This window comes from Neisseria dentiae, from assembly GCF_024580525.1.
Taxonomy (GTDB): Bacteria; Pseudomonadota; Gammaproteobacteria; order Burkholderiales; family Neisseriaceae; genus Neisseria; species Neisseria dentiae_A.
The window spans coordinates 68,645-90,396 of the sequence record NZ_JANIKQ010000005.1 but is presented as its reverse complement, the minus strand read 5'-3'; the positions used below and the strand labels follow the sequence as shown (position 1 = coordinate 90,396).

Annotated in this window: 32 protein-coding genes; 26 read left to right on the top strand and 6 right to left on the bottom strand. The window is 50.2% G+C overall.

What is annotated here, in order from left to right; all coding sequences use genetic code 11:
- The first annotated feature begins 187 nt into the window (after nt 1-187).
- Nucleotides 188-430 (top strand): hypothetical protein, encoded by a 243-nt coding sequence (locus NQ012_RS04815; protein ID WP_257066482.1) that lies wholly within the window; start codon nt 188-190, stop codon nt 428-430.
- Here NQ012_RS04815 and NQ012_RS04810 read toward each other — a convergent pair.
- From NQ012_RS04810 to NQ012_RS04795, 4 genes are all read right to left on the bottom strand, one after another.
- Nucleotides 409-1,002 carry a hypothetical protein gene (locus NQ012_RS04810; RefSeq protein WP_257066481.1) on the bottom strand — a complete coding sequence of 198 codons (594 nt, stop codon included), beginning with the start codon at nt 1,000-1,002 and terminating at the stop codon, nt 409-411. The two genes, NQ012_RS04815 and NQ012_RS04810, sit on opposite strands and share 22 nt — an antisense overlap.
- Before the next feature lie 335 nt (nt 1,003-1,337).
- A complete protein-coding gene (locus tag NQ012_RS04805; RefSeq protein WP_257066480.1) occupies nt 1,338-1,973 on the bottom strand; it encodes a TIGR01621 family pseudouridine synthase in 636 nt (211 codons plus the stop codon).
- Between the two features lie 118 nt (nt 1,974-2,091).
- Nucleotides 2,092-2,664 (bottom strand): TMEM165/GDT1 family protein, encoded by a 573-nt coding sequence (locus tag NQ012_RS04800; RefSeq protein WP_257066517.1) that lies wholly within the window; start codon nt 2,662-2,664, stop codon nt 2,092-2,094.
- A 328-nt stretch (nt 2,665-2,992) separates the two neighbouring features.
- Nucleotides 2,993-3,151, bottom strand: coding sequence for a DUF1328 domain-containing protein (locus tag NQ012_RS04795; protein WP_257066479.1), 159 nt, complete (start codon nt 3,149-3,151; stop codon nt 2,993-2,995).
- 227 nt (nt 3,152-3,378) lie between these two features.
- Between NQ012_RS04795 and polA the strand changes: the two genes are divergently transcribed.
- The 4 genes from polA (at nt 3,379) to NQ012_RS04775 (ending at nt 9,541) form a co-directional block, all read left to right on the top strand.
- Nucleotides 3,379-6,174 (top strand): DNA polymerase I, encoded by a 2,796-nt coding sequence (gene polA / locus NQ012_RS04790; RefSeq protein ID WP_257066478.1) that lies wholly within the window; start codon nt 3,379-3,381, stop codon nt 6,172-6,174.
- An 81-nt stretch (nt 6,175-6,255) separates the two neighbouring features.
- Entirely contained in the window at nt 6,256-7,227 is a 972-nt protein-coding gene (locus NQ012_RS04785) for a hypothetical protein (RefSeq protein WP_257066477.1), read from the top strand.
- A gap of 883 nt (nt 7,228-8,110) precedes the next feature.
- Nucleotides 8,111-8,968 (top strand): bile acid:sodium symporter family protein, encoded by an 858-nt coding sequence (locus tag NQ012_RS04780; RefSeq protein WP_257066476.1) that lies wholly within the window; start codon nt 8,111-8,113, stop codon nt 8,966-8,968.
- 135 nt (nt 8,969-9,103) lie between these two features.
- Nucleotides 9,104-9,541 carry a c-type cytochrome gene (locus NQ012_RS04775; protein ID WP_257066475.1) on the top strand — a complete coding sequence of 146 codons (438 nt, stop codon included), beginning with the start codon at nt 9,104-9,106 and terminating at the stop codon, nt 9,539-9,541.
- A gap of 417 nt (nt 9,542-9,958) precedes the next feature.
- Here the strand turns inward: NQ012_RS04775 and NQ012_RS04770 are convergent, their stop codons facing one another.
- Complete coding sequence (locus NQ012_RS04770; RefSeq protein WP_306440812.1) at nt 9,959-11,272, bottom strand: ammonium transporter; 1,314 nt, start codon at nt 11,270-11,272, stop codon at nt 9,959-9,961.
- A gap of 52 nt (nt 11,273-11,324) precedes the next feature.
- Nucleotides 11,325-11,663, bottom strand: a complete 339-nt coding sequence (locus NQ012_RS04765) for a P-II family nitrogen regulator (protein ID WP_257066474.1) — start codon at nt 11,661-11,663, stop codon at nt 11,325-11,327.
- 360 nt (nt 11,664-12,023) lie between these two features.
- Here NQ012_RS04765 and NQ012_RS04760 point away from each other — a divergent pair, with 360 nt between their 5' ends.
- From NQ012_RS04760 to rpmD, 21 genes are all read left to right on the top strand, one after another.
- Nucleotides 12,024-12,869 carry a GNAT family N-acetyltransferase gene (locus tag NQ012_RS04760; protein ID WP_257066473.1) on the top strand — a complete coding sequence of 282 codons (846 nt, stop codon included), beginning with the start codon at nt 12,024-12,026 and terminating at the stop codon, nt 12,867-12,869.
- Nucleotides 12,870-12,919: 50 nt separating this feature from the next.
- Nucleotides 12,920-13,054 (top strand): hypothetical protein, encoded by a 135-nt coding sequence (locus NQ012_RS04755; protein WP_257066472.1) that lies wholly within the window; start codon nt 12,920-12,922, stop codon nt 13,052-13,054.
- Between the two features lie 265 nt (nt 13,055-13,319).
- Nucleotides 13,320-13,964, top strand: a complete 645-nt coding sequence (gene rplC, locus NQ012_RS04750; protein WP_085365351.1) for a 50S ribosomal protein L3 — start codon at nt 13,320-13,322, stop codon at nt 13,962-13,964.
- Nucleotides 13,964-14,584: a 50S ribosomal protein L4 gene (gene rplD, locus NQ012_RS04745; RefSeq protein WP_085365352.1), complete on the top strand. Its 621-nt coding sequence runs from the start codon at nt 13,964-13,966 to the stop codon at nt 14,582-14,584. Before rplC ends, rplD begins: the two co-directional genes overlap by 1 nt.
- Nucleotides 14,581-14,895 carry a 50S ribosomal protein L23 gene (gene rplW / locus NQ012_RS04740; RefSeq protein ID WP_174222532.1) on the top strand — a complete coding sequence of 105 codons (315 nt, stop codon included), beginning with the start codon at nt 14,581-14,583 and terminating at the stop codon, nt 14,893-14,895. Before rplD ends, rplW begins: the two co-directional genes overlap by 4 nt.
- A 5-nt stretch (nt 14,896-14,900) precedes the next feature.
- Nucleotides 14,901-15,734 carry a 50S ribosomal protein L2 gene (gene rplB, locus NQ012_RS04735; protein WP_257066471.1) on the top strand — a complete coding sequence of 278 codons (834 nt, stop codon included), beginning with the start codon at nt 14,901-14,903 and terminating at the stop codon, nt 15,732-15,734.
- 5 nt (nt 15,735-15,739) lie between these two features.
- Complete coding sequence (gene rpsS / locus NQ012_RS04730) at nt 15,740-16,018, top strand: 30S ribosomal protein S19 (RefSeq protein ID WP_009119027.1); 279 nt, start codon at nt 15,740-15,742, stop codon at nt 16,016-16,018.
- 8 nt (nt 16,019-16,026) lie between these two features.
- The gene (gene rplV / locus NQ012_RS04725; protein WP_054599879.1) at nt 16,027-16,356 is read left to right on the top strand and encodes a 50S ribosomal protein L22; all 330 of its coding nucleotides are present in this window, start codon (nt 16,027-16,029) and stop codon (nt 16,354-16,356) included.
- A 9-nt stretch (nt 16,357-16,365) separates the two neighbouring features.
- Nucleotides 16,366-17,067 carry a 30S ribosomal protein S3 gene (gene rpsC, locus NQ012_RS04720; protein ID WP_257066470.1) on the top strand — a complete coding sequence of 234 codons (702 nt, stop codon included), beginning with the start codon at nt 16,366-16,368 and terminating at the stop codon, nt 17,065-17,067.
- Nucleotides 17,051-17,467, top strand: coding sequence for a 50S ribosomal protein L16 (rplP, locus tag NQ012_RS04715; protein WP_085365356.1), 417 nt, complete (start codon nt 17,051-17,053; stop codon nt 17,465-17,467). The genes rpsC and rplP overlap by 17 nt, the downstream gene beginning before the upstream one ends.
- Complete coding sequence (gene rpmC, locus NQ012_RS04710) at nt 17,467-17,658, top strand: 50S ribosomal protein L29 (RefSeq protein ID WP_085365357.1); 192 nt, start codon at nt 17,467-17,469, stop codon at nt 17,656-17,658. The genes rplP and rpmC overlap by 1 nt, the downstream gene beginning before the upstream one ends.
- Nucleotides 17,658-17,921, top strand: coding sequence for a 30S ribosomal protein S17 (gene rpsQ / locus NQ012_RS04705; RefSeq protein WP_085365358.1), 264 nt, complete (start codon nt 17,658-17,660; stop codon nt 17,919-17,921). Before rpmC ends, rpsQ begins: the two co-directional genes overlap by 1 nt.
- A gap of 232 nt (nt 17,922-18,153) precedes the next feature.
- Complete coding sequence (rplN, locus tag NQ012_RS04700; RefSeq protein ID WP_002215434.1) at nt 18,154-18,522, top strand: 50S ribosomal protein L14; 369 nt, start codon at nt 18,154-18,156, stop codon at nt 18,520-18,522.
- A gap of 12 nt (nt 18,523-18,534) precedes the next feature.
- Complete coding sequence (rplX, locus tag NQ012_RS04695; RefSeq protein ID WP_085365359.1) at nt 18,535-18,858, top strand: 50S ribosomal protein L24; 324 nt, start codon at nt 18,535-18,537, stop codon at nt 18,856-18,858.
- Between the two features lie 9 nt (nt 18,859-18,867).
- A complete protein-coding gene (gene rplE, locus NQ012_RS04690) occupies nt 18,868-19,407 on the top strand; it encodes a 50S ribosomal protein L5 (RefSeq protein WP_085365360.1) in 540 nt (179 codons plus the stop codon).
- A 3-nt stretch (nt 19,408-19,410) separates the two neighbouring features.
- On the top strand, nt 19,411-19,716 hold the full coding sequence (gene rpsN, locus NQ012_RS04685) for a 30S ribosomal protein S14 (protein ID WP_257066469.1): 306 nt from the start codon (nt 19,411-19,413) through the stop codon (nt 19,714-19,716).
- A gap of 14 nt (nt 19,717-19,730) precedes the next feature.
- Nucleotides 19,731-20,123 carry a 30S ribosomal protein S8 gene (gene rpsH, locus NQ012_RS04680; protein ID WP_257066468.1) on the top strand — a complete coding sequence of 131 codons (393 nt, stop codon included), beginning with the start codon at nt 19,731-19,733 and terminating at the stop codon, nt 20,121-20,123.
- Nucleotides 20,124-20,135: 12 nt separating this feature from the next.
- Nucleotides 20,136-20,669, top strand: coding sequence for a 50S ribosomal protein L6 (gene rplF, locus NQ012_RS04675; RefSeq protein ID WP_257066467.1), 534 nt, complete (start codon nt 20,136-20,138; stop codon nt 20,667-20,669).
- 14 nt (nt 20,670-20,683) lie between these two features.
- The gene (rplR, locus tag NQ012_RS04670; RefSeq protein ID WP_085365364.1) at nt 20,684-21,037 is read left to right on the top strand and encodes a 50S ribosomal protein L18; all 354 of its coding nucleotides are present in this window, start codon (nt 20,684-20,686) and stop codon (nt 21,035-21,037) included.
- A 17-nt stretch (nt 21,038-21,054) separates the two neighbouring features.
- Complete coding sequence (gene rpsE / locus NQ012_RS04665) at nt 21,055-21,573, top strand: 30S ribosomal protein S5 (RefSeq protein ID WP_257066466.1); 519 nt, start codon at nt 21,055-21,057, stop codon at nt 21,571-21,573.
- The gene (rpmD, locus tag NQ012_RS04660; RefSeq protein WP_085365366.1) at nt 21,566-21,751 is read left to right on the top strand and encodes a 50S ribosomal protein L30; all 186 of its coding nucleotides are present in this window, start codon (nt 21,566-21,568) and stop codon (nt 21,749-21,751) included. Before rpsE ends, rpmD begins: the two co-directional genes overlap by 8 nt.
- Nucleotide 21,752: the final 1 nt, after the last annotated feature.

Below are 21,752 nucleotides of genomic sequence, written 5' to 3'. Positions count from 1 at the left end.
GGCAGGCGGCAAACGCGGGTTGCCGAAAAGTAAAAAGCCGAAATTTTTGTAAAGCGCGAGAGCTTTGCAAAAATACCTTAAGGCCGTCTGAAATACTTCAATTCCATCATTAGTTTCGCAAGTCCGCTGCGCCATAGCCAAACTACTTATTTAATAGCCGAACGTCATGTTTGGGCCGGCTCCGAGTATGCCGCGAGCAGATTTTCTTAAGTTGATTGGCTATACTCACCGCGCAGGCTGGAGTGGCGGGAATCGGTTTTTAACGCCGCAGACTGGGATTTCTGATCAAAAAACCGCCGTTGCGTTGTGCCAACAGGCCCTAGGAGACGGTTTGAATTTTGCAAAGGCTTCAGGCCGTCTGAAAACTTTTTCAGACGGCCTGATTGTTTGGCGGGCAAGCAATGTGCTTCAGCGTTTCATCTCTGCCTGAATGGCGCGGATGCTGGCTTCGCGGTCGCGGACTTCCTGCTCGAGGCGGCTGGTTTTGGCTTTGTCGCCTTTTTTCTTGGCAACGTTTAGCTGCGCCTTGGTGCGTACCAGTGCGGTTTGCTCGTTGCGGATTTCGTTTTGCAGAATCTGATTGCGCGAAAGCTGCTGTTTGGCGGGAGCAGCGGTGATGTGCGGCACGATAATCGGTTTGCGCGGCGCCTGCTTTTTCGCCTTGTTGGCGTTGCGGATTTTCACTTGCAGCGAAGGCGAAGCGGCTTCGGCGGTGTTGGTAACGGTGGTGTCGCGCGAAGACGGGGCGATTTTGATGTCGTCTTGCGCGGTGGGTTGTTCGGTTTCCCACACTTTTTCGACTTTGGTGGGCATGGCGTTATTGCCGGCAGGCGGGGCGCTGTTGCTGGTGCCGTCCATCTGCGAAAGCGTGCAGCCGGCATTGAGTTTAATGGTTGAATAAACGGCACGGTCACCGTCTTTGCAGATATAAGTGGCGGCGTGTGCGGGCAGGGCGGCCAGTGCGGTTAGGGCGGCGGTGATGCAGTAGAAAAGCGGTTTCATGTAATGCGTTGGGTTGGAATACGAAATAGCAAGGGGCGGATTATAACCATATTGTCTGTAAAAGTGTTTTATGGCGGGTTGGCGTTCAATAAACGGCGGTAATTCCGCTCCAAAAGGTTTAGGGAGTGCAGTCAGAAAGCGTTGCGGCGGTATTTTTGGTCAAAATCCGCATCTGCGGCGTTAGGTAGCGTAGCGGACTTGCGAAGCTAAAATGCTCGCAAGATGTCCAATCTTGCTGCGCTTTTTGCCTGGCATCTACGGATTTTTCCTCAAAAAACCGCTTCACAAGCATTCTGACTACACTCCCTAGTGCCGCAACAGGTGCGGCAAATTTTTCACAATAAGGCGGGCAGGCCGTCTGAAACGCTTTGCGGCCAGTTTTCATCCAACGGGGCGGTGATTTCATAATGCGTGCCGCCGTAATCGAATGCCAGCTTCCAAGCATGCAGAAACAGCCTGGCCGCAGGGCTGCCGCCGTAGAGCGCGTCGCCCAGAATCGGGCTGCCGAGGCTTTTCATGGCAACGCGCAATTGGTGGGTTTTACCGGTGTGTGGCTGTAACACAAACAGGCGCAGGCCGGGGGCGGCGCTGCGGCTGTGAAACTGCGTAACGGCAGGGTTGTGCATATCGCGGGTGAGTTTCCATGCGCCGCGCCGCGATTTTTCCATGCTGCCTTTTACCCAGCCCTGCTTTTTGGCGGGTTTTTTGTCGCTCAAAGCCAAATAGGTTTTGCGTATGGTTTTGGCGGCGAACTGCTGCGCCAGCGCGGATGCGGCTTCCTGATTCAAGGCTACCAGCAGTACGCCGCTGGTGGGTTGGTCCAAACGGTGTACCAGCCACACGCGCGGCACACCGAGCTGGGCGGTCAGGGCGCGGGTGAGTCCGTCCGAACCGCTGTTGCGGTGCACGGCAACGCCGTGCGGTTTGTTAACGGCTGCGAAGTCGTGGTGGCGCAATAATACGGAAAACATTTTTCAGACGGCCTTTAATAGTGGGTTAACAAAATTTGAGACGAGGCGGCGAACCGCAGACAGTACAAATAGTACGGCAAGGTGAGCCAACGCTGTATCAGTTTTTGTTAACCCACTATTATTGCAGGGAAATGCCGCCGCCGGCCAATGTTGCCGCACCCAAAATGCAAAAGAGGGCGCAGGCGGCGAGGCGAACGGCTTTGGCGGGGATTTTTTTCATCAGCGCTTCGCCCAGATACACCACCGGCACGTTGGCGAGCATCAGGCCGAGTATGCTGCCGGCCACCACCCAAAACATTTCTTGGTATTTGGCGGCCAAAAGCACGGTGGCAATCTGCGTTTTGTCGCCGATTTCTGCCAGAAAAAACAGCACTGCGGTAGCACCGAACGCGCCGTATTTCAGCCAGCGGCTGTCGGGGCCGTCGGCTTTGTCGGGCAGGAGCAGCCACAGGCCGACGGCGATAAAGCTCAGGCCGACAATCCATTTCATCATATCGGGCGACACGGTTTGCGCCAGCCACACGCCGAACACGGCGGAAACGGCATGGTTGAGCAGGGTTGCCGCAAACATACCCGCCACAATCGCGTTTTTTTGGGCGAAACGGGCGGCGAGAAACAAGGCCAGCAATTGGGTTTTATCGCCGATTTCGGCAATGGCCACACCGAGGGTTGAAGAGAAAAAGGCTTCCATCGAGACACTCAAAACCGTTGCGGGCAGACGATAAAGCACAACAAACACCGCCCGCGAGGGGGTTTGTGTGCCTTAAGTCTTGCCTGTCTCCGGTTTCGGGCGGAGATACCGCTGCCATGCCTGCAAGGCAATTGTGTTGACAACGGTTCCGGCCGCTTGAACGGGCCGGATGGCTACTCCCTTAAGGGAACGGGCATATTATAGAGTGGCGGTTCCGATAAAACAATGAAAACGGTGTTTTATCATGCAGCAACGCAATACGAGACAAGGCGAAGCCGCAAAAAAGCCCGTCGGCAAACACCGTCGGGCTTTTTTGATGTGGAAACAGTTAACGTTTGCGGCCGAAAATCAGCGACAACACGGCCAAAACCAAAAACGCGATAAACAGAATTTTGGCAATGCTTGCAGCACTGCCGGCGATTCCGCCGAAGCCCAACACAGCGGCAATAATGGCGATAACAAAAAATATAACGGAATAGCGCAACATGACAGCCTCCTTTTCTTCTCATTATTAACGTGTGGGGTAAGCCCGCTGCGGGAGCAGGGCTTGGTTCACCTTATCATAAAAAATACTTATTATGCAAAGTTGTTTGATATAAAAGATATATTTCAAAACTATCCCAAAAGTAACCGCCTGCCGTTTTGCGGTTCGGCTAATGCTGCATATCCTTTATAATCCCTTTTATTTTCGATTATTTTTCAGACGGCCTGATTATGTCCCAAACCCTGCTCCTCGTTGACGGCTCTTCCTATCTCTATCGTGCCTTCCACGCCATGGCGCCCTTAACCTCACCCGACGGCACGCCCACCGGCGCGCTCTACGGCGTGCTCAATATGCTGCGCCGCCTGCGCGCCGATTATGTGCACGACTATTGCGCGGTGGTGTTCGACGCCAAAGGCAAAAACTTTCGCCACCAAATGTTTCCCGACTACAAAGCCACCCGCCCGCCGATGCCCGACGAATTGCGCCCGCAGGCGGAAATGCTGCCGGAAATGGTGTGGCTGATGGGCTGGCCGGTGCTGGTGGTGCCCGACGTGGAAGCGGACGACGTGATCGGCACGCTCGCCAAACAGGGCGAAGCGGCGGGCTGGAACGTGGTGGTGTCCACCGGCGACAAAGACATGGCGCAATTGGTGAGCGAACACGTTACCCTTGTCAACACCATGAGCAACGAGAAGCTTGATATAGAAGGCGTCAAAGCCAAGTTCGGCGTGCGCCCCGACCAAATCATCGACTACCTCGCGCTGATGGGCGACAAAGTGGACAACGTGCCCGGCGTGGAAAAATGCGGCCCGAAAACCGCGGTGAAATGGCTGGAACAATACGGTACCTTGCAAGGCGTGATCGAACACGCGGGCGAAATCAAAGGCAAGGTGGGCGAAAACCTGCAAGCCGCGCTGCCGCAACTGCCCCTGTCTTACCAACTGGTGACCATCAAAACCGATGTCGATTTGCATACGGAGCTGGTCGACGGCCTCGAAAGCCTGCGCCGCAGCACGCCGAAATGGTCGCAACTGGCGGTGGAATTCAAACGCCTGAATTTCCGCACCTGGCTGAAAGAAGCCGAAGAGCGTATGCATGAAGGCAACGGCGATTTGTTCGGCGCCGCGCACATTGGCGAACAGGCCGCGCTGGCCGAACAAAGCCTGTCTGAAAATGTGGCGGACAGCCTGCCGCAAACCGCCCCCGCGCCCGCCGCGCTGAACTATCAAGCAGTTACCACTGAAGCGCAGTTCGCCGCCCTACTGGACAGATTATCCCAAGCCGAAGCTGTCGGCATCGACACCGAAACCACCTCGCTCAACCCGATGGAAGCGCAGCTGGTGGGCATCAGCATTGCCTTTGCCGCGGGCGACGCCGTATATATCCCGCTCGGCCATACCCCCACCGCCGCGCCCGAACAGCTTGATTTAAACGAAGTATTAGGCCGTCTGAAACCGCATTTGGAGAATGCGGAACTCAAAAAAATCGGCCAAAACCTCAAATACGACCAGCATATTTTCGCCAATTATGATATTGCCTTAAACGGCATTGCCGGCGACGCCATGCTCGCCTCGTATATTCTCGAAAGCCACTTGGGGCACGGGCTGGACGAATTGGCCGAACGCTGGCTCGGCCTGCCCACCATCACTTATGAATCCCTGTGCGGCAAAGGTGCCAAACAAATCAGCTTTGCCGACGTGGCGCTGGAGCAGGCCACCGAATATGCCGCGCAAGACGCCGATTTCGCCCTGCGCATCGAAAGCTGGCTCAAAGCGCGCATGGATGCCAAACAGCTGGAAATGTATCAAAATATGGAGCTGCCCGTGGCCCAAGTGCTGTTTGAAATGGAGCGCAACGGTGTATTGATCGACAAAAACGAACTCGCCCGCCAAAGCCACGAACTGGGCAGCGAACTGTTGCAGCTCGAGCAGCAGGCCTACCAAATCGCCGGCCAGCCCTTCAACCTCAACTCGCCCAAACAATTGCAGGAAATCCTGTTCGACAAAATGGGCATTCCCACCAAAGGGCTGAAAAAAACCGCTTCCGGCGGCATTTCCACCAACGAAGCCGTGCTCGAACAGCTCGCGCCCGACTACCCGCTGCCCAACATCATCCTGCAAAACCGCGGCCTGGCCAAACTCAAATCCACCTACACCGACAAACTGCCCGAGATGATCAACCCGCACACCGGCCGCGTGCACACCACCTACGCCCAAGCCGTCGCCATCACCGGCCGTCTTGCCAGCAACAACCCCAACCTGCAAAACATTCCCATCCGCACCGCCGAAGGCCGCCGCGTACGCCGCGCCTTCACCGCCCCCGCCGGCAGCGCGATCGTATCCGCCGACTATTCGCAAATCGAACTGCGCATTATGGCGCACCTCTCCGGCGACAAAACCCTGCTCGCCGCCTTCCAAAACGGCGAAGACGTGCACCGCCGCACCGCCGCCGAAGTGTTCGGCGTTGCACCCAAAAGCGTCAGCAGCGAACAGCGCCGCTACGCCAAAACCATCAACTTCGGCCTGATCTACGGCATGGGGCAATACGGCCTCGCCAAATCGTTGGGCATCGACAACCTGTCCGCCAAAAACTTTATCGACCGCTACTTCGCCCGCTACCCCGGCGTGGCCGACTATATGCAGCGCACCAAAGAACAGGCCGCCGCGCAAGGTTATGTCGAAACCCTGTTCGGTCGCCGCCTCTACCTGCCCGACATCCGCGCCGCCAACGCCAACCAACGCGCCGGGGCTGAGCGCGCCGCCATCAACGCCCCCATGCAGGGCACCGCCTCCGACCTGATCAAACGCGCCATGATAAACGTGCGCGACTGGCTCGTTTCAGACGGCCTGCAAAGCAAACTGATTATGCAGGTGCACGATGAATTGGTGTTGGAAGTACCCGAAGCGGAATTGGAATTGGTGAAACAGAAACTGCCCGAAATTATGGCAGGCGTGGCCGGTGGCAGATTAAACGTGCCACTGGTGGCCGAAGTGGGCGTGGGGGAGAATTGGGAAGAGGCGCATTGAATGGAGAAAACTCAACAAAGGTGCCTTGCTTCCCAAGCCCAGAAATATTAATTAGATTGGGAATTTTTAGAAAGATTGGATATGATAAACCTCATTAAAGAATATTTATCTCTTAGTGGTTTAATTACCTCAATTCCTATAATAATTGGAATAGTTTTAGGATTTTCTAAATGGCTTGATGACAACTTTGGCAAGGGTAGCATTGCCCAGCAAATTCCTGATTATATAGAAAAACTGAAGATAAATAGGCCATTTTCAAAATTTTTAATTTCTTCAGTTTATTTATCAGATATTGTTTATGGGAAAAAAATAATATCGCTTCGTGCATTTCTTACATCAGCTTTGGTAACTGTTTTATTTTTCATTGCTCTTTGCATTATTTTAACAATAAGAAATCCTTATAGCTGGCTTAGTATTCCTGACGTAACAAATTTAGTATGGCAACGATTTGCATATCTACTTATATTTGGTATTTTTATTGATTATATATCAATATCTTTAACGAGATGTATATTCAATTGGTCTTCTCAAAAGAATATTATTATTCAAGTATTTTCTGTATTCATAGATTTTGTTTTTTCTATGTTTTTATTTGCATTTCTATTTGTGAATTTTAAGCATTTCATAATAAACAAAAAGCTACCGAATGAAGGTGAGAACGTGGATTATTCTTTGATTGATAGTATTATTTCATGGTTTAGCCATCCTTTAGAGTTGTCGGGGTATTTTGTTACTCTTGAGGATTGGTATATAAAGCCTAATGGTGAAATTATAGGAGGAAACTCTGAATTAATTTATGCCTTCCCGGAAGGAATGCTATTTTTCTCTAGTCTTTTTACATCAATTTTTGGTATGGTATTTTTATTTGCTGCCATACTCTACAAATACACATCAATATTTGATAAATTTAAGAATTTTTTGATAGCTCAGTTAGCTCAAAATATGTCAGATAAACCTATTCATTCTGCCACGATAATTTTGTTGGGAACAGTATTTGCACCTTTTGGAATTCTTATAATTTTACTCGAATTAATTTACGAAATTTTAATTTAAGTTCTTGATTTATCAAGAAAGTATAGCCTTTCTGTAGAGTGTGAGCCAACGGCACGCACGCGAAATGATGGGCTGTAATTAAGAAAACACAACGCGTGCGTGCCGTTGGCTCGCACCCTACAAAGCGAAACCTGGGTATAACCAAATACCAACCTTTTTAAACTTCAATCGGGTTTTTAAATCTTACAGGCCGTCTGAAAGCTATTTTTCAGACGGCCTTGTATATTTGATAACAGCGCGTAAGGCGAAGTCTTTGTAAAACCTGCATTTCCAAATGAAACCTGAGCCTTTGCAAAAATACCCTTAAGACCGTCTGAAATGCTTAAATTCCGTCATTCCCGCGTAGGCGGGAATCCAGTCTTCAAACCATCAAGTATTTTATTTCAATAACTTATGGCAAAGCGACTGGGTTCCCGCCTACGCGGGAATGACGATAATCTGATTTTTCAGACGGCCTAAATGAATTTTGCAAAGGTCTCAACTTAAAACACCTGCGCCATGTCCGGGCTTGACCCGGGTAGCTTTTTGTTTCGTAAGAAATCACAGATATTCAGCTCAAGCCCGGGTAGAGCGGAATGCGAATGGCGGCAATGTTTCAGGTTGGGACCTTTGCAAAAAAGCCGTTTTATTCCTGAATTTACTTATATTCCGTCATACTCGGGCTTGACCCGAGTATCTCTTTTGCTTCTAAAACAAAAGATGCTCGGGTCAAGCCCGAGCATGACGCAAGTGTTTTAAGGTATAGAAAAGAATTTTCAAAAGCCTCAGACGGCTTTTTATCGGGGGTTCAACAGCCGTTTTGCGGTTTCGGGCAATGTTACAATTGCCGTTCTGCAAGCTGGCGCAGCCTGAAAAGCTGTGTTTTTAATTTAAACGGAATGTTATGAACCCTATTTTTATCGTTCTCCCGATTTTGCTGCTGTTGATGTTCGGTTTGGGCTTGTCGTTTAAGCCGGGCGATTTTGCCGTTTTGCTGCGGCAGCCGAAGGCGGTGTTGGTGGGCACGGCGGCGCAGGTTGTGCTGCTGCCGTTGCTGGCGGCGGGGTTGGTTGGCTTGTTCGGGCCGGAGCCTTATCTGTTGGTGGGGCTGATGCTGATTGCCTGTTCGCCGGGCGGCACGTCGTCGAATATTTTTACTTCGGTTGCCCGGGGCGATGTGCCGCTATCGGTAACGCTTACGGTGTTGAGCAGCATCATTACGGTGTTTACCATTCCGCCGGTGCTGCTGTATGCGTTTGATGCGGCGGGTTTGGGCGGCGCGGGGGCGGTGAAGCTGCCGGTGGGGCAGCTGCTGGTGCAGAATGTGGTGTTGGTGCTGCTGCCGGTGTTGCTGGGCATGGCGGTACGCCGTTTTTGGCCTGATTGGGCGCAAAAGGCGAAAAAGGGGTTGGATAAGGTGGCGTTTCCGGCGCTGCTGGTGTTGGCGGCGGTGTTTTTTGCGGCCAACCGGCAGATTATCGTACAGCATTTCGTGTCGCTGGTGTGGATGGTGTCGGCGCTGATTTTGGCGGCGATGGCTTTGGGGGCGCTGCTGGCGGCGGCGTTCGGGCTGCCGGCCAGGCAGCGGCGTACGATTGTGATTGAGGTGGGTATGCAGAATTCGGCTCAGGCGATTGCGGTGGCGGGCAGCCCGTTTGTGTTAAATAATGAGGCGTTTGCGTTGCCGGCGGTGATTTATGCGCTGATGATGAATGTGATTTTGTTGGCCTATATCGGTTGGTGCCGGTTGGCAAAGCCGTAAGGGCGCGGTATGCTTGGTTTTACAACGATGATAAATATTATGGCAGGTTGGTTTTGAAACGGTTGGTGCGGGCTGGTTCGGCTGCGCGGTGTTTTATTTCGGGCTGAATGGCTGTATTTTTAAAGGAACACAAAGATGAAAAAGCATTTTTTGGTGCTGTTGTGCACGGTTTTGGCTGCGGGTTGGGTTCATGCCGATGCGGGCGATATTAAGGCGCGCCAGCAATATATGAAAGAGTGGCGCGGCTTGAATAAGAAAATGGGCGATATGCTTAAGAAGAGCGATGCGCAGTCGTTTCCGGCCAAGGAGTTTGCTGCGCTGGCGGCGCAGTTGAACGAAACGGCGGGTGAGCCGTGGAAGCATTATGGCGCGGGCAGCAACGGCAGCGGTTCGGATGCGAAGGCTACGGTGTGGGAAAACCCGCAGGCGTTTCAGGCGGCCATCAAGCGGTTTAATGATGCGGCGGCGGCGCTGAATCAGGCGGCGCAACGCGGGGATTATGCTGTGGTTAAGGCTTCGTTCGGCCAAGTGGGGCAAAGCTGCAAGGCTTGTCATAAGGATTTTAAAGATTGAGGTGTTGCGGAAGTTTCAGGCCGGGGATTTGAGCATTTCAGACGGCCTTAAGGAGTTTGCACAGGACTGCGGCCTGTACAAAATTTCTTTCCGCATTTTAAAACCTCTGTGTCATGCTCGGGTTTGGCCTGGGTATCTTCTTGTTTCAAAATAAATAACAGACAATCTGGTCAAGCCCGGACATGACGGAATAAAAACATTTTCAGGAGCAAACCGGCTTTTGCAAAGGTCTCTGCCCATATGGCTTTGGCTAAGGTTTCGGCTTGCGGGGAGGGGCGCTGGGGCCGGCAAAATTGATGGTGAAAAAACTTTTGGGGATTTTGCCCACGGTTTTCGCACCAAAGAAAAAGAGGCCGTCTGAAACCCCTTTTCAGACAGCCTATCCCACTACAAAACAACAAGTTATTATTTTGGTTGTTATTCCACACGTTCGCCGTGGATGTTCAAATCCAGGCCTTCGCGTTCTATATCGCGTTCCACGCGCAGGCCGCCGCAAACGATGCCGACCACTTTCAGAATCACAAAGCTCATCACGCCGCTGTAAACGATGGTGGTGAGAGCGTCTTTCAATTGAATCAGCACTTGTTTGCCGATAACCGCATCGCCGCCGAAAATCTGGTTGTTGAACACCAAGCCGGTCAGCACGGCACCGATCAGACCGCCGAAACCGTGGATGCCGAAGGCGTCGAGCGAATCGTCGTAGCCGAGTTTGCGTTTCAGAATCACGGAAGCCCAGTAACAGCCGGCGGCAGTAACGATGCCGATAACCAGCGCGCCTTTCGGATCGACAAAACCTGCGGCGGGGGTGATGCCCACCAAGCCGGCCACCGCGCCCGAAGCCAAACCCAAGGCAGAGGGTTTGTGGCCCACCAGTTTTTCACACAGCAGCCAAACCAGTGCGCCGGTGGCGGCGGCGATTTGAGTAACGGCCATCGCCATGCCTGCGGAAGCGTTGGCGGCCACGGCCGAGCCGGCGTTGAAACCGAACCAGCCCACCCACAGCATGGCGGCGCCAACCAGCGTGAAGGCCATATTGTGCGGCGGCATGGCTTCTTTGCCGTAACCCACGCGTTTGCCTAAAACCAGTGCGGCTACCAAACCGGCCACACCGGCATTGATGTGCACTACTGTGCCGCCTGCGTAGTCAAATACGCCGCCCGCACTCATAAAGCCGCCGCCCCACACCCAGTGTGCCGTCGGCACGTAAACAAGCAGCATCCACAGGCCAGAAAACAGCATCATGGCCGAATATTTCATGCGTTCGGCGAATGCGCCCGCGATAATGGCGGTGGAAATCACGGCGAAAGTCATTTGAAAAAACATAAACACCGCTTCGGGTACGCTGCCGGCATTGGGCGACACGGTAACCATTTCTTTGGCCACATCCAAACTCATGCCGTTGAGCAGCACGCGCTCCAAACCGCCTATAAAGGCGTTGCCGGGCGTAAAGGCCAGCGAATAGCCGATTAACATCCACAACACGCTCACCAATGCGCCGACGGAAAAACTGTGCATCATGGTGGAAAGCAGGTTTTTCTTACGCACCATGCCGCCGTAAAACAATGCAAGGCCGGGCAGCGTCATAAACAGAACCAACACGGCCGAAGTCATCACCCATGCGGTGTCGCCCGAGTTGATTGCGGAAAAAGGCTGCCACCAACCGTCGGTTTCGGCGGCAGAGGCGGCGGCGGGGTATAGCAAGACAAGGGGAAGGATTTTCAACGCATTCATTTTGCAGTTCCTATATCAAAATATTTGTTGCCGTAAGTTAGGGGTAATAAAACTACACGGCTTCGTTACCGGTTTCGCCGGTGCGGATACGGATAACCTGTTCGACCGGGCTGACGAAAATTTTGCCGTCGCCCACTTTGCCGGTGCGGGCCGTGGTGATGATGGCTTCGGTTACCCGTTCCACTTCACCGTCGGCCACCACGATATCCAATTGCACTTTCGGAAGGAAATCCACCGCATATTCTGCGCCGCGGTAAATTTCGGTATGGCCTTTTTGGCGGCCGAAGCCTTTCACTTCGGTAACGGTAATGCCCTGAATGCCTATGTCGCTTAAGGCTTCACGCACGTCGTCCAATTTAAACGGTTTAATCATGGCCGTAATTTTTTTCATGGTACACCTCTTGGGTATTGTTGACAATTTAACAAAAACTCACAAACTGAACCATACCGAAAAAAAAGTCGGCGTGCAATAGATTGTCAACAATTTTACAAAAAATTTTTCAGACGGCCTTGATTGGCTCAAGGGTGTATTGATTTTTTCGGCGAGAGAAACGTAGGTTTGTTTCTTGATTTTTTAGGATTTTGGTATATCGTTAGTAGCAAAATAAATTCGTGTTTGCAGCGTTTTACCGAAAGTTTTTGAAATACCGCAACACAGGCGGCGCGCGCGGCCCTTAAACCTTTAGGGCGGCACGGCTGTCGGGTATAATCCGCATTTTTCCGTCCGACAACTCCCTTCGGAGAACCGTTCATGTTAGTTTGCAATCCCTATGAAATCGTGATTCACGGCACCACCGGCAACGGCAAGGTTTTCCGCCCCAGTGACTGGGCGGAGCGTTTGTGCGGCATTCTGTCGTCGTTCGATAAAGGCAACCGCCTGTCTTACCACGAATGGGTGCGCCCGATTCTGGTTGATAAGGTCCGCTGCGTGGCGGTGGACAAAAAACTGGAAGAAATCAACCCGCCGATGTTCCGTTTTCTGATGGACTTTGCCGCCGACAACGATTTGCGCGTGATGGACTGCAAAGCCTTGATAGACGAACAGGCACAAGAAGAAGCCGGTGCAGTACAAGAGCGCGTGTCGCTGTCGCAGGCTATCCAGGAAAAACAGGTGGCCGAACAGCAGGCTGCAGCGGTTGAAGCCGCTCCGGTAGAAAGCGTGTTGCGCGAAATCGGTGCAGAAGACACCGCGGTTGCTTTTGCCGCCTTGAGCATATTGCGCGCGGGCATTACTGATGTGGCACGCTTCGTGGAGCAGGTCAACACGCAGCAGCGGCCGCAAGGCTACCGCCTGTTCGGTATTTTTGAAGAAGGCAAGGCCAATGCCGTGGCCGTTTGCGGCTTTCGCGAGCAAACCAACCTTGCCGGCGGCCGCCACATCCATATCGACGACATCGTAACCATTCCCCACGGCCGCAGCAAAGGCTACGCCGCCCGCCTGCTGGCAGAAGTGCGCCGTATCGCCGCAGAAGAAGGAATAGATAAAATCCAAGTTTGGTCGGATGTGGGCAGCGAGCGCACACCGGCGCACCGTCTGTATTTTGAAAACGGTTTTGAAATCGATGCGTTCCACTTTTCCTGTAAAATCAACGGCTGAATTCCGTGCCAAGGTGGGGTTGGCCGAACTTTATATATAAAGGAAACATTATGAAAGCCCTGTGTTCCACCCTTATCGTTTTATTGCTGGCAGCCTGCGCACAGCCCCGCACCGGCGGCCAAAACGAAATTTACGGCGAAATCAAAGGCGGTGTGGAAACCTCGCATACCCGCATCGGCAGATAAAGCTGCCGGAAGTTATATTAAGCTTGGAGGCCGTCTGAAAAATCCGGGTTGTATGAACCGCATTTTTCAGACGGCCTCAGGGTGAGTAAATCAAGCCGGCTCGAAAATAAATAAAGCTTGAAATTCGGCTTTGAAAACAAAGTTTTTCTTGTAAGGTGTTCTCGAGCTGTGTTATAGTGCGCTGCTTGGCATTGTGCCAAGTATGTTTTTTGTGCAATGGCCGATCAATCGTAATCGGCCCCTTTAATTAAAAAGGAAAATAATCATGACTTTAGGTCTGGTTGGGCGCAAAGTGGGCATGACCCGCGTGTTTAACGAACAGGGTGCTTCTGTTCCGGTAACCGTGTTGGATATGTCTGCCAACCGCGTCACTCAAGTGAAATCCGAAGATGCCGACGGTTATACTGCCGTTCAGGTTACCTTCGGTCAGAAAAAAGCAAACCGCGTCAACAAAGCCGAAGCCGGCCACTTTGCCAAAGCAGGTGTGGAAGCAGGTCGCGGATTGGTTGAATTTGCTGTTTCTGCGGAAAAGTTGGGCGAGTTGAAAGCTGGCGACGAAATTACCGTTGCCATGTTCGAAGCCGGCCAATTGGTCGATGTAACCGGAACCTCCAAAGGTAAAGGTTTCTCAGGCACCATCAAGCGCCACAACTTCGGCGCGCAACGTACCTCCCACGGTAACTCGCGTTCACACCGCGTTCCCGGTTCTATCGGTATGGCGCAAGACCCCGGCCGTGTATTCCCGGGCAAGCGTATGGCCGGCCAATACGGCAACACCAAGGCAACCGTTCAAAATCTGGAAGTTGTACGAGTGGATGCCGAGCGCCAGCTGTTGCTGGTTAAGGGTGCTGTTCCCGGTGCGGTAAACAGCGATGTTGTGGTACGTCCCAGCGTGAAAGTAGGTGCGTAATGGAATTAAAAGTAATTGATGCTAAAGGGCAGGTTTCAGGCAGCTTGGCTGTTTCTGATGCTTTGTTTGCCCGTGAATACAATGAAGCGTTGGTTCATCAGCTGGTTACTGCTTTCTTGGCAAACGCCCGTTCAGGCAACCGTGCTCAGAAAACCCGTGCGGAAGTGAATCACTCCACTAAAAAACCGTGGCGTCAGAAAGGTACCGGCCGTGCGCGTTCCGGTATGACTTCTTCTCCGCTGTGGCGCAAAGGTGGCCGTGCGTTCCCGAACAAACCCGACGAAAACTTCACTCAAAAAGTTAACCGCAAAATGTACCGTGCCGGTATGGCGACTATTCTGTCGCAATTGGCCCGTGACGAGCGTCTTTTCGCTATTGATGCGTTAACCGCCGAAACGCCGAAAACCAAAGTGTTTGCAGAGCAGGTGAAAAATCTGGGCTTGGAACAAGTTTTGTTTGTTACCAAGCAGTTGGATGAAAATGTTTATCTGGCTTCGCGCAATTTGCCTAACGTACTGGTTTTGGAAGCACAGCAAATTGATCCCTACAGTTTGCTGCGTTACAAAAAAGTCGTGATGACCAAAGATGCGGTTGCACAGTTAGAGGAGCAATGGGTATGAATCAGCAACGTTTGACTCAAGTGATTTTGGCGCCTGTTGTTTCCGAAAAAAGCAATTTGTTAGCCGAAAAACGCAATCAAATGACTTTCAAAGTATTGCCGAATGCAACCAAGCAGGAAATCAAAGCTGCTGTCGAGTTGCTGTTTGGTGTGGAAGTGGCTTCTGTAACCACTACCACCACTAAAGGCAAAACCAAACGTTTTGGCCGCACCATCGGCCGTCGCAGCGATGTGAAAAAAGCTTATGTTAGCTTGGCTGCCGGTCAGGAGTTGGATTTGGAAGCTGCTGCGGCAACTGCAGATAAGGAATAAGTAACATGGCTATTGTAAAAATGAAGCCTACCTCTGCTGGCCGTCGCGGCATGGTTCGCGTAACCACAGAAGGTTTGTATAAAGGTGCGCCGTATGCTGCCTTGGTTGAGAAGAAAAACTCTACCGCCGGCCGCAACAATAACGGCCATATCACCACCCGCCATAAAGGCGGCGGTCATAAGCACCACTACCGTGTAGTGGACTTTAAACGCAATAAAGACGGTATCCCTGCGAAAGTGGAGCGTATCGAATACGATCCGAACCGTACTGCCCACATTGCCCTGTTGTGCTATGCAGACGGCGAGCGCCGCTACATTATCGCCCCGCGCGGTATTAAAGCGGGTGCGGTATTGGTTTCAGGTGCCGAGTCTGCGATTAAAGTGGGCAACACCCTGCCTATCCGCAATATTCCCGTGGGTACAACCATTCACTGTATCGAGATGAAGCCGGGTAAAGGTGCGCAAATTGCACGTTCTGCCGGTGCTTCTGCGGTATTGCTGGCTAAAGAAGGCATTTACGCCCAAGTTCGTCTGCGTTCCGGCGAAGTGCGTAAAATCCATGTTGATTGCCGCGCCACCATCGGTGAAGTGGGTAATGAAGAACAAAGCCTGAAGAAAATCGGTAAAGCCGGTGCCAATCGCTGGCGTGGTATCCGCCCGACTGTACGCGGTGTGGTAATGAACCCGGTTGACCACCCGCACGGTGGTGGTGAAGGCCGTACCGGCGAAGCGCGCGAGCCGGTTAGCCCGTGGGGTACGCCTGCTAAAGGTTACCGTACTCGTAACAACAAACGCACGGACAATATGATTGTTCGCCGCCGTTACTCAAATAAAGGTTAATTGATATGGCTCGTTCATTGAAAAAAGGCCCATATGTAGACCTGCATTTGCTGAAAAAAGTAGATGCGGCTCGTGCAAATAACGACAAACGTCCTATTAAAACCTGGTCGCGTCGTTCTACCATTCTGCCCGACTTTATCGGTTTGACCATCGCTGTGCACAACGGCCGTACCCATGTGCCGGTATTTATCAGCGATAATATGGTCGGCCATAAACTGGGCGAGTTCTCATTGACCCGTACCTTTAAAGGCCATTTGGCTGATAAAAAGGCTAAAAAGAAATAAGGTGAATCATGAGAGTAAGTGCACAACATAAAAACGCCCGTATTTCTGCGCAAAAAGCCCGTTTGGTAGCAGATCTGATTCGTGGCAAAGACGTTGCCCAAGCTTTGAATATCTTGGCATTTAGCCCGAAAAAAGGTGCTGAACTCGTGAAAAAAGTGCTGGAGTCTGCTATTGCTAATGCGGAGCATAACGAAGGCGCCGATATTGACGAGCTGAAAGTGGTCACCATTTTTGTTGACAAAGGGCCGAGCCTGAAACGTTTTCAGGCGCGTGCCAAGGGTCGTGGTAACCGCATTGAAAAACAAACCTGTCATATCAATGTGACAGTAGGTAATTAAGGAAAAGCTATGGGACAAAAGATTAATCCTACCGGCTTTCGCTTGGCGGTAACCAAAGACTGGTCTTCCAAATGGTTTGCAAAAAGCAGCGATTTCCCGACCGTTCTGAAACAAGATATTGATGTTCGCAATTATTTGCGCAAACGCTTGGCGAATGCCTCTGTCGGTCGCGTTGTAATTGAACGTCCGGCAAAATCAGCCCGCATTACCATCCACTCGGCTCGCCCTGGTGTGGTAATCGGTAAAAAAGGCGAAGATATCGAGGTGTTGAAGCGTGACCTGCAAAACCTGATGGGTGTGCCGGTTCATGTCAACATTGAGGAAATTCGCAAGCCTGAATTGGATGCGCAAATTATCGCCGATGGCATTGCCCAACAACTTGAAAAACGCGTTCAGTTCCGCCGCGCCATGAAGCGCGCTATGCAAAATGCCATGCGCGTCGGTGCCAAAGGTATCAAAATCATGACTTCAGGCCGTCTGAACGGTGCGGATATTGCCCGTAGCGAATGGTATCGCGAAGGACGTGTTCCCCTGCATACGTTGCGTGCCAATGTTGACTATGCAACCAGTGAAGCGCATACCACTTATGGCGTTTTGGGTTTGAAAGTTTGGGTTTATACCGGCGAGGGCAGCGAAAAAGCGGCTCAGGCGAAACCCGAGCAAGAGAAGAGACAAAGAAAAGCAGGAGGTCGTCATGCTGCAACCAACTAGACTCAAATACCGTAAACAGCACAAAGGCCGTAACACCGGTATCGCTACCCGCGGTAATAAAGTGAGTTTTGGTGAGTTCGGTTTGAAAGCGGTTGGTCGCGGTCGTTTGACTGCGCGTCAAATCGAGGCGGCCCGCCGTACTATGACCCGTCACATCAAACGTGGTGGCCGTATTTGGATTCGTGTATTTCCCGATAAACCCATTACTGCAAAACCTGCGGAAGTTCGTATGGGTGGCGGTAAAGGTTCTCCCGAATACTATGTAGCTGAAATCCAACCCGGAAAAATGCTGTATGAAATGGACGGTGTGCCCGAAGCTTTGGCTCGCGAGGCATTTGAATTGGCTTCTGCCAAACTGCCGATTCCGACAGTATTTGTAGTAAGACAGGTAGGTCAATAATGAAAGCGAATGAATTGAAAGACAAATCGGTTGAGCAATTGAATGCGGATTTGCTTGATTTGCTGAAAACCCAATTTGGCCTGCGTATGCAAAATGCTACCGGCCAATTAGGCAAACCGAGCGAATTGAAACGAGTGCGTCGCGATATTGCCCGTATCAAAACCATCTTAACTGAAAAAGGTGCTAAGTAATGAGCGAAACTAAAAATGTTCGTACTTTGCAAGGCAAAGTGGTTAGCGACAAAATGGATAAAACCGTTACCGTATTGGTGGAGCGAAAAGTTAAACATCCCCTGTATGGCAAAATTATCCGCCGTTCGACTAAAATTCATGCTCATGACGAGCAAAATCAATACGGCATCGGTGATGTGGTTGTGATTGAAGAAACCCGCCCGTTGTCTAAAACCAAGTCTTGGGTTGTTAAAGAGCTGGTAGAAAAAGCTCGTGCTGTTTAAAAATTAAGACAGTACGGTTTTAAAAAGAGAAACGAAGTCTTGCATCAAAGTGAATTTGTATGTAAACTTCGTTTCTTATCTTTCAGTTTCTCTCTGGAAGTTTCTTCCCTTCGGGATCCAAGACTGGTTTACTAGAACCTTTTGAAGGTGTCAGATTGTAGAATGCTGAAGCTTTGGCATATCGGGCCGTCTGAAAAAGGTAAATTAAGTTGGTTTTTTTAAAGGTAAAAAAATGATTCAAATGCAGACCATCTTAGATGTGGCTGATAACTCTGGTGCGCGTCGCGTGATGTGTATCAAAGTATTAGGCGGATCTAAGCGTCGCTATGCTTCGGTTGGCGACATTATTAAAGTTGCAGTGAAAGATGCGGCTCCGCGTGGTCGTGTGAAAAAAGGTGATGTATATAACGCTGTAGTGGTTCGTACCGCAAAAGGCGTTCGTCGTCCTGATGGCGCACTGATTAAATTTGATAATAACGCAGCCGTTTTGTTGAACAATAAACTTGAGCCTTTGGGTACGCGTATTTTTGGTCCGGTGACCCGCGAGTTGCGTACAGAGCGCTTTATGAAAATTGTTTCATTGGCACCTGAAGTTTTATAAGGAATAGCAGCGATGAACAAGATTATTAAAGGCGATAAAGTAATTGTAATTGCCGGTAAGGATAAAGGCAAACAAGGCCAGGTTGTTAAAGTATTGGGCGATAAAGTGGTGGTGGAAGGCGTTAATGTGGCCAAGCGCCATCAAAAGCCGAACCCGATGCGTGGTATTGAGGGTGGAATCATTGTTAAAAATATGCCTTTGGCTATTTCAAACGTTGCTATTCTCAATCCTGAAACCAATAAGGCTGATCGTGTAGGTATCAAATTGGTTGAAAGCGACGGTAAAGTGAAACGTGTCCGCTTTTTCAAATCTAATGGCTCTATCATTGGGGCATAAGGAGATAACATGGCTCGTTTGAGAGAGTTTTATAACAGCACTGTAGTTCCTGAGCTGATGAAGCAGTTTGGCTATAAGTCAATCATGGAAGTGCCCCGTATTGAAAAGATTACCTTGAATATGGGTGTTGGCGAAGCTGTTGCGGATAAGAAAGTAATGGAGCATGCTGTTGCCGATTTAGAGAAAATTGCCGGCCAAAAGCCCGTAGTAACCGTTGCCCGCAAATCTATTGCCGGCTTCAAAATTCGTGACAACTATCCCGTGGGTTGCAAGGTGACTTTGCGCCGCGATCAAATGTTTGAATTTTTGGATCGTTTGGTGACTATCGCTTTGCCGCGAGTGCGCGACTTCCGTGGTGTGAACGGTAAATCTTTTGATGGTAGCGGTAACTATAATATGGGTGTCCGCGAGCAAATTATTTTCCCGGAAATCGAATACGATAAAATTGATGCTTTGCGTGGTTTAAATATTACCATTACTACAACTGCTAAAACAGATGAAGAGGCAAAAGCTCTGTTGTCGCTGTTTAAATTTCCGTTCAAAGGATAATTCATGGCTAAAAAAGCACTTATCAACCGCGAATTGAAACGCGTTGCTCTGGCGAAAAAATATGCCGCTAAGCGAGAGGCTATTTTTGCTGTTATTAATGATTCAAATGCTTCGGATGAAGAGCGTTTCGAGGCTCGCCTGAGACTTCAGGCGATTCCCCGCAATGCTGCCCCTGTTCGTCAGCGTCGTCGTTGTGCCTTGACTGGCCGTCCGCGTGGCACTTTCCGTAAGTTCGGTTTGGGTCGTATTAAAATCCGTGAAATTGCTATGCGTGGCGAGATTCCGGGTGTTGTTAAAGCTAGCTGGTAATAGGAGTAGTAATTATGAGTATGCATGATCCTATTTCCGATATGTTGACTCGTATCCGAAATGCGCAACGTGCAAACAAGATTGCCGTTGCTATGCCTTCTTCCAAATTGAAATGCGCTATCGCTAAAGTTTTGAAAGAAGAAGGTTATATTGAAGACTTCGCGGTTTCTGCCGATGCAAAACCTGTTTTGGAAATCCAATTGAAATATTATGCCGGACGTCCCGTTATTGAACAAATTAAGCGTGTGTCTCGTCCTGGTCTGCGTATTTACAAAGCCTCAAACGAGATTCCGAGTGTGATGAATGGTTTGGGTGTGGCAATCGTTAGCACTTCTAAAGGTGTAATGACCGACCGTAAGGCTCGTTCTGAAGGTGTTGGCGGTGAGTTGTTATGCATTGTTGCCTAGTGGAGGATAAATATGTCACGCGTAGCTAAAAATCCAGTGACCGTTCCCGCTGGCGTTGAAGTGAAATTTGGAACTGATGCTATTATTATCAAGGGAAAGAATGGTGAGTTGTCTCTGCCTCTGACTGATAATGTGGCTATTGAATTGAATGACGGTCAGTTGACCTTTACTGCTAAAGACAACAGCAAACAGGCTAATGCAATGTCTGGTACTGCACGCGCTTTAGTCAATAATATGGTTAAAGGTGTTTCTGAAGGCTTTGAGAAAAAATTGCAACTGATTGGTGTGGGCTATCGTGCTCAGGCTCAAGGCAAGGTATTGAATCTTTCTTTGGGCTTTTCCCATCCCATCGTTCATGAAATGCCGGAAGGTGTTTCAGTGCAAACCCCGAGTCAAACAGAAATTATTTTGACAGGTGCCGATAAACAGGTTGTTGGTCAGGTTGCTGCCGAAATCCGCACTTACCGCTCACCCGAGCCTTATAAAGGTAAAGGTGTACGTTATGTCGGCGAAGTGGTAGTGATGAAAGAAGCCAAGAAGAAATAATTGAGGTTTTTCTAATGAATAAACATGTAACCCGACTCCGTCGCGCACGCAAAACCCGTGCTCGTATTGCGGATTTGAAAATGGTTAGATTGTGCGTATTCCGTTCAAACAGCCATATTTATGCTCAAGTTATCAGTGCAGAGGGCGATAAAGTTTTGGCTCAAGCCTCTACTTTGGAAGCTGAAGTGCGCGATAGCTTGAAATCAGGTAGTAATGTTGAAGCGGCTGCAGTTGTCGGTAAGCGTATTGCTGAAAAAGCAAAAGCTGCAGGTGTTGAAAAAGTTGCTTTCGATCGTTCTGGTTTTCAATATCATGGTCGTGTGAAAGCTTTGGCAGAAGCCGCACGTGAAAACGGTTTAAGCTTCTAAAGATTTGGAGATTTCAGATGGCAAAACATGAGATTGAAGAGCGCGGCGACGGCTTAATCGAAAAAATGGTGGCCGTTAACCGTGTAACAAAAGTGGTTAAGGGTGGCCGTATTATGGCTTTTTCCGCTCTGACAGTTGTCGGTGATGGTGATGGTCGCATCGGTATGGGTAAGGGTAAATCCAAAGAGGTTCCGGTTGCTGTACAGAAAGCGATGGATCAAGCTCGCCGCTCAATGATTAAAGTACCTTTGAAAAACGGTACCATTCATCATGAGGTGATTGGTAAGCATGGTGCAACCCGTGTATTTATGCAGCCTGCTAAAGAAGGTAGTGGTGTAAAGGCAGGCGGTCCGATGCGCTTGGTTTTTGATGTTATGGGTATCCATAATATTTCTGCAAAAGTGCATGGCTCTACTAATCCGTATAACATCGTGCGAGCCACCTTGGATGGTCTGTCCAAGTTGTATACTCCTGCAGATATCGCTGCAAAGCGCGGGTTGACTGTTGAAGATATTTTAGGAGCTAACCATGACTGAGCAAAAGAAAATCAAAGTAACTTTGATTAAAAGTTTGATTGGTACCATCGAAGCTCATCGTGCGTGTGCACGTGGCTTGGGTCTGCGTCGCCGCGAGCATACAGTAGAGGTTTTGGATACTCCTGAGAATCGTGGCATGATTAACAAAATCAGCTACCTGTTGAAAGTGGAGTCTTGAT

What these genes read in the sequence shown, in the direction of transcription:
- NQ012_RS04770 (WP_306440812.1), bottom strand. Translation starts at nt 11,272, where the DNA reads ATGAATGCGTTGAAAATCCTTCCCCTTGTCTTGCTATACCCCGCCGCC.
- rpsH (WP_257066468.1), top strand. Translation starts at nt 19,731, where the DNA reads ATGAGTATGCATGATCCTATTTCCGATATGTTGACTCGTATCCGAAAT.
- polA (WP_257066478.1), top strand. Translation starts at nt 3,379, where the DNA reads ATGTCCCAAACCCTGCTCCTCGTTGACGGCTCTTCCTATCTCTATCGT.
- rplP (WP_085365356.1), top strand. Translation starts at nt 17,051, where the DNA reads ATGCTGCAACCAACTAGACTCAAATACCGTAAACAGCACAAAGGCCGT.
- rpmC (WP_085365357.1), top strand. Translation starts at nt 17,467, where the DNA reads ATGAAAGCGAATGAATTGAAAGACAAATCGGTTGAGCAATTGAATGCG.
- rpsE (WP_257066466.1), top strand. Translation starts at nt 21,055, where the DNA reads ATGGCAAAACATGAGATTGAAGAGCGCGGCGACGGCTTAATCGAAAAA.
- rpsC (WP_257066470.1), top strand. Translation starts at nt 16,366, where the DNA reads ATGGGACAAAAGATTAATCCTACCGGCTTTCGCTTGGCGGTAACCAAA.
- rpmD (WP_085365366.1), top strand. Translation starts at nt 21,566, where the DNA reads ATGACTGAGCAAAAGAAAATCAAAGTAACTTTGATTAAAAGTTTGATT.
- rplW (WP_174222532.1), top strand. Translation starts at nt 14,581, where the DNA reads ATGAATCAGCAACGTTTGACTCAAGTGATTTTGGCGCCTGTTGTTTCC.
- NQ012_RS04815 (WP_257066482.1), top strand. Translation starts at nt 188, where the DNA reads ATGCCGCGAGCAGATTTTCTTAAGTTGATTGGCTATACTCACCGCGCA.
- rpsS (WP_009119027.1), top strand. Translation starts at nt 15,740, where the DNA reads ATGGCTCGTTCATTGAAAAAAGGCCCATATGTAGACCTGCATTTGCTG.
- rplN (WP_002215434.1), top strand. Translation starts at nt 18,154, where the DNA reads ATGATTCAAATGCAGACCATCTTAGATGTGGCTGATAACTCTGGTGCG.
- rplB (WP_257066471.1), top strand. Translation starts at nt 14,901, where the DNA reads ATGGCTATTGTAAAAATGAAGCCTACCTCTGCTGGCCGTCGCGGCATG.
- rplX (WP_085365359.1), top strand. Translation starts at nt 18,535, where the DNA reads ATGAACAAGATTATTAAAGGCGATAAAGTAATTGTAATTGCCGGTAAG.
- NQ012_RS04780 (WP_257066476.1), top strand. Translation starts at nt 8,111, where the DNA reads ATGAACCCTATTTTTATCGTTCTCCCGATTTTGCTGCTGTTGATGTTC.
- rplE (WP_085365360.1), top strand. Translation starts at nt 18,868, where the DNA reads ATGGCTCGTTTGAGAGAGTTTTATAACAGCACTGTAGTTCCTGAGCTG.
- NQ012_RS04805 (WP_257066480.1), bottom strand. Translation starts at nt 1,973, where the DNA reads ATGTTTTCCGTATTATTGCGCCACCACGACTTCGCAGCCGTTAACAAA.
- rpsN (WP_257066469.1), top strand. Translation starts at nt 19,411, where the DNA reads ATGGCTAAAAAAGCACTTATCAACCGCGAATTGAAACGCGTTGCTCTG.
- NQ012_RS04755 (WP_257066472.1), top strand. Translation starts at nt 12,920, where the DNA reads ATGAAAGCCCTGTGTTCCACCCTTATCGTTTTATTGCTGGCAGCCTGC.
- NQ012_RS04785 (WP_257066477.1), top strand. Translation starts at nt 6,256, where the DNA reads ATGATAAACCTCATTAAAGAATATTTATCTCTTAGTGGTTTAATTACC.
- rplF (WP_257066467.1), top strand. Translation starts at nt 20,136, where the DNA reads ATGTCACGCGTAGCTAAAAATCCAGTGACCGTTCCCGCTGGCGTTGAA.
- NQ012_RS04765 (WP_257066474.1), bottom strand. Translation starts at nt 11,663, where the DNA reads ATGAAAAAAATTACGGCCATGATTAAACCGTTTAAATTGGACGACGTG.
- NQ012_RS04760 (WP_257066473.1), top strand. Translation starts at nt 12,024, where the DNA reads ATGTTAGTTTGCAATCCCTATGAAATCGTGATTCACGGCACCACCGGC.
- rplC (WP_085365351.1), top strand. Translation starts at nt 13,320, where the DNA reads ATGACTTTAGGTCTGGTTGGGCGCAAAGTGGGCATGACCCGCGTGTTT.
- NQ012_RS04810 (WP_257066481.1), bottom strand. Translation starts at nt 1,002, where the DNA reads ATGAAACCGCTTTTCTACTGCATCACCGCCGCCCTAACCGCACTGGCC.
- rplD (WP_085365352.1), top strand. Translation starts at nt 13,964, where the DNA reads ATGGAATTAAAAGTAATTGATGCTAAAGGGCAGGTTTCAGGCAGCTTG.
- NQ012_RS04800 (WP_257066517.1), bottom strand. Translation starts at nt 2,664, where the DNA reads ATGGAAGCCTTTTTCTCTTCAACCCTCGGTGTGGCCATTGCCGAAATC.
- NQ012_RS04795 (WP_257066479.1), bottom strand. Translation starts at nt 3,151, where the DNA reads ATGTTGCGCTATTCCGTTATATTTTTTGTTATCGCCATTATTGCCGCT.
- rpsQ (WP_085365358.1), top strand. Translation starts at nt 17,658, where the DNA reads ATGAGCGAAACTAAAAATGTTCGTACTTTGCAAGGCAAAGTGGTTAGC.
- NQ012_RS04775 (WP_257066475.1), top strand. Translation starts at nt 9,104, where the DNA reads ATGAAAAAGCATTTTTTGGTGCTGTTGTGCACGGTTTTGGCTGCGGGT.
- rplR (WP_085365364.1), top strand. Translation starts at nt 20,684, where the DNA reads ATGAATAAACATGTAACCCGACTCCGTCGCGCACGCAAAACCCGTGCT.
- rplV (WP_054599879.1), top strand. Translation starts at nt 16,027, where the DNA reads ATGAGAGTAAGTGCACAACATAAAAACGCCCGTATTTCTGCGCAAAAA.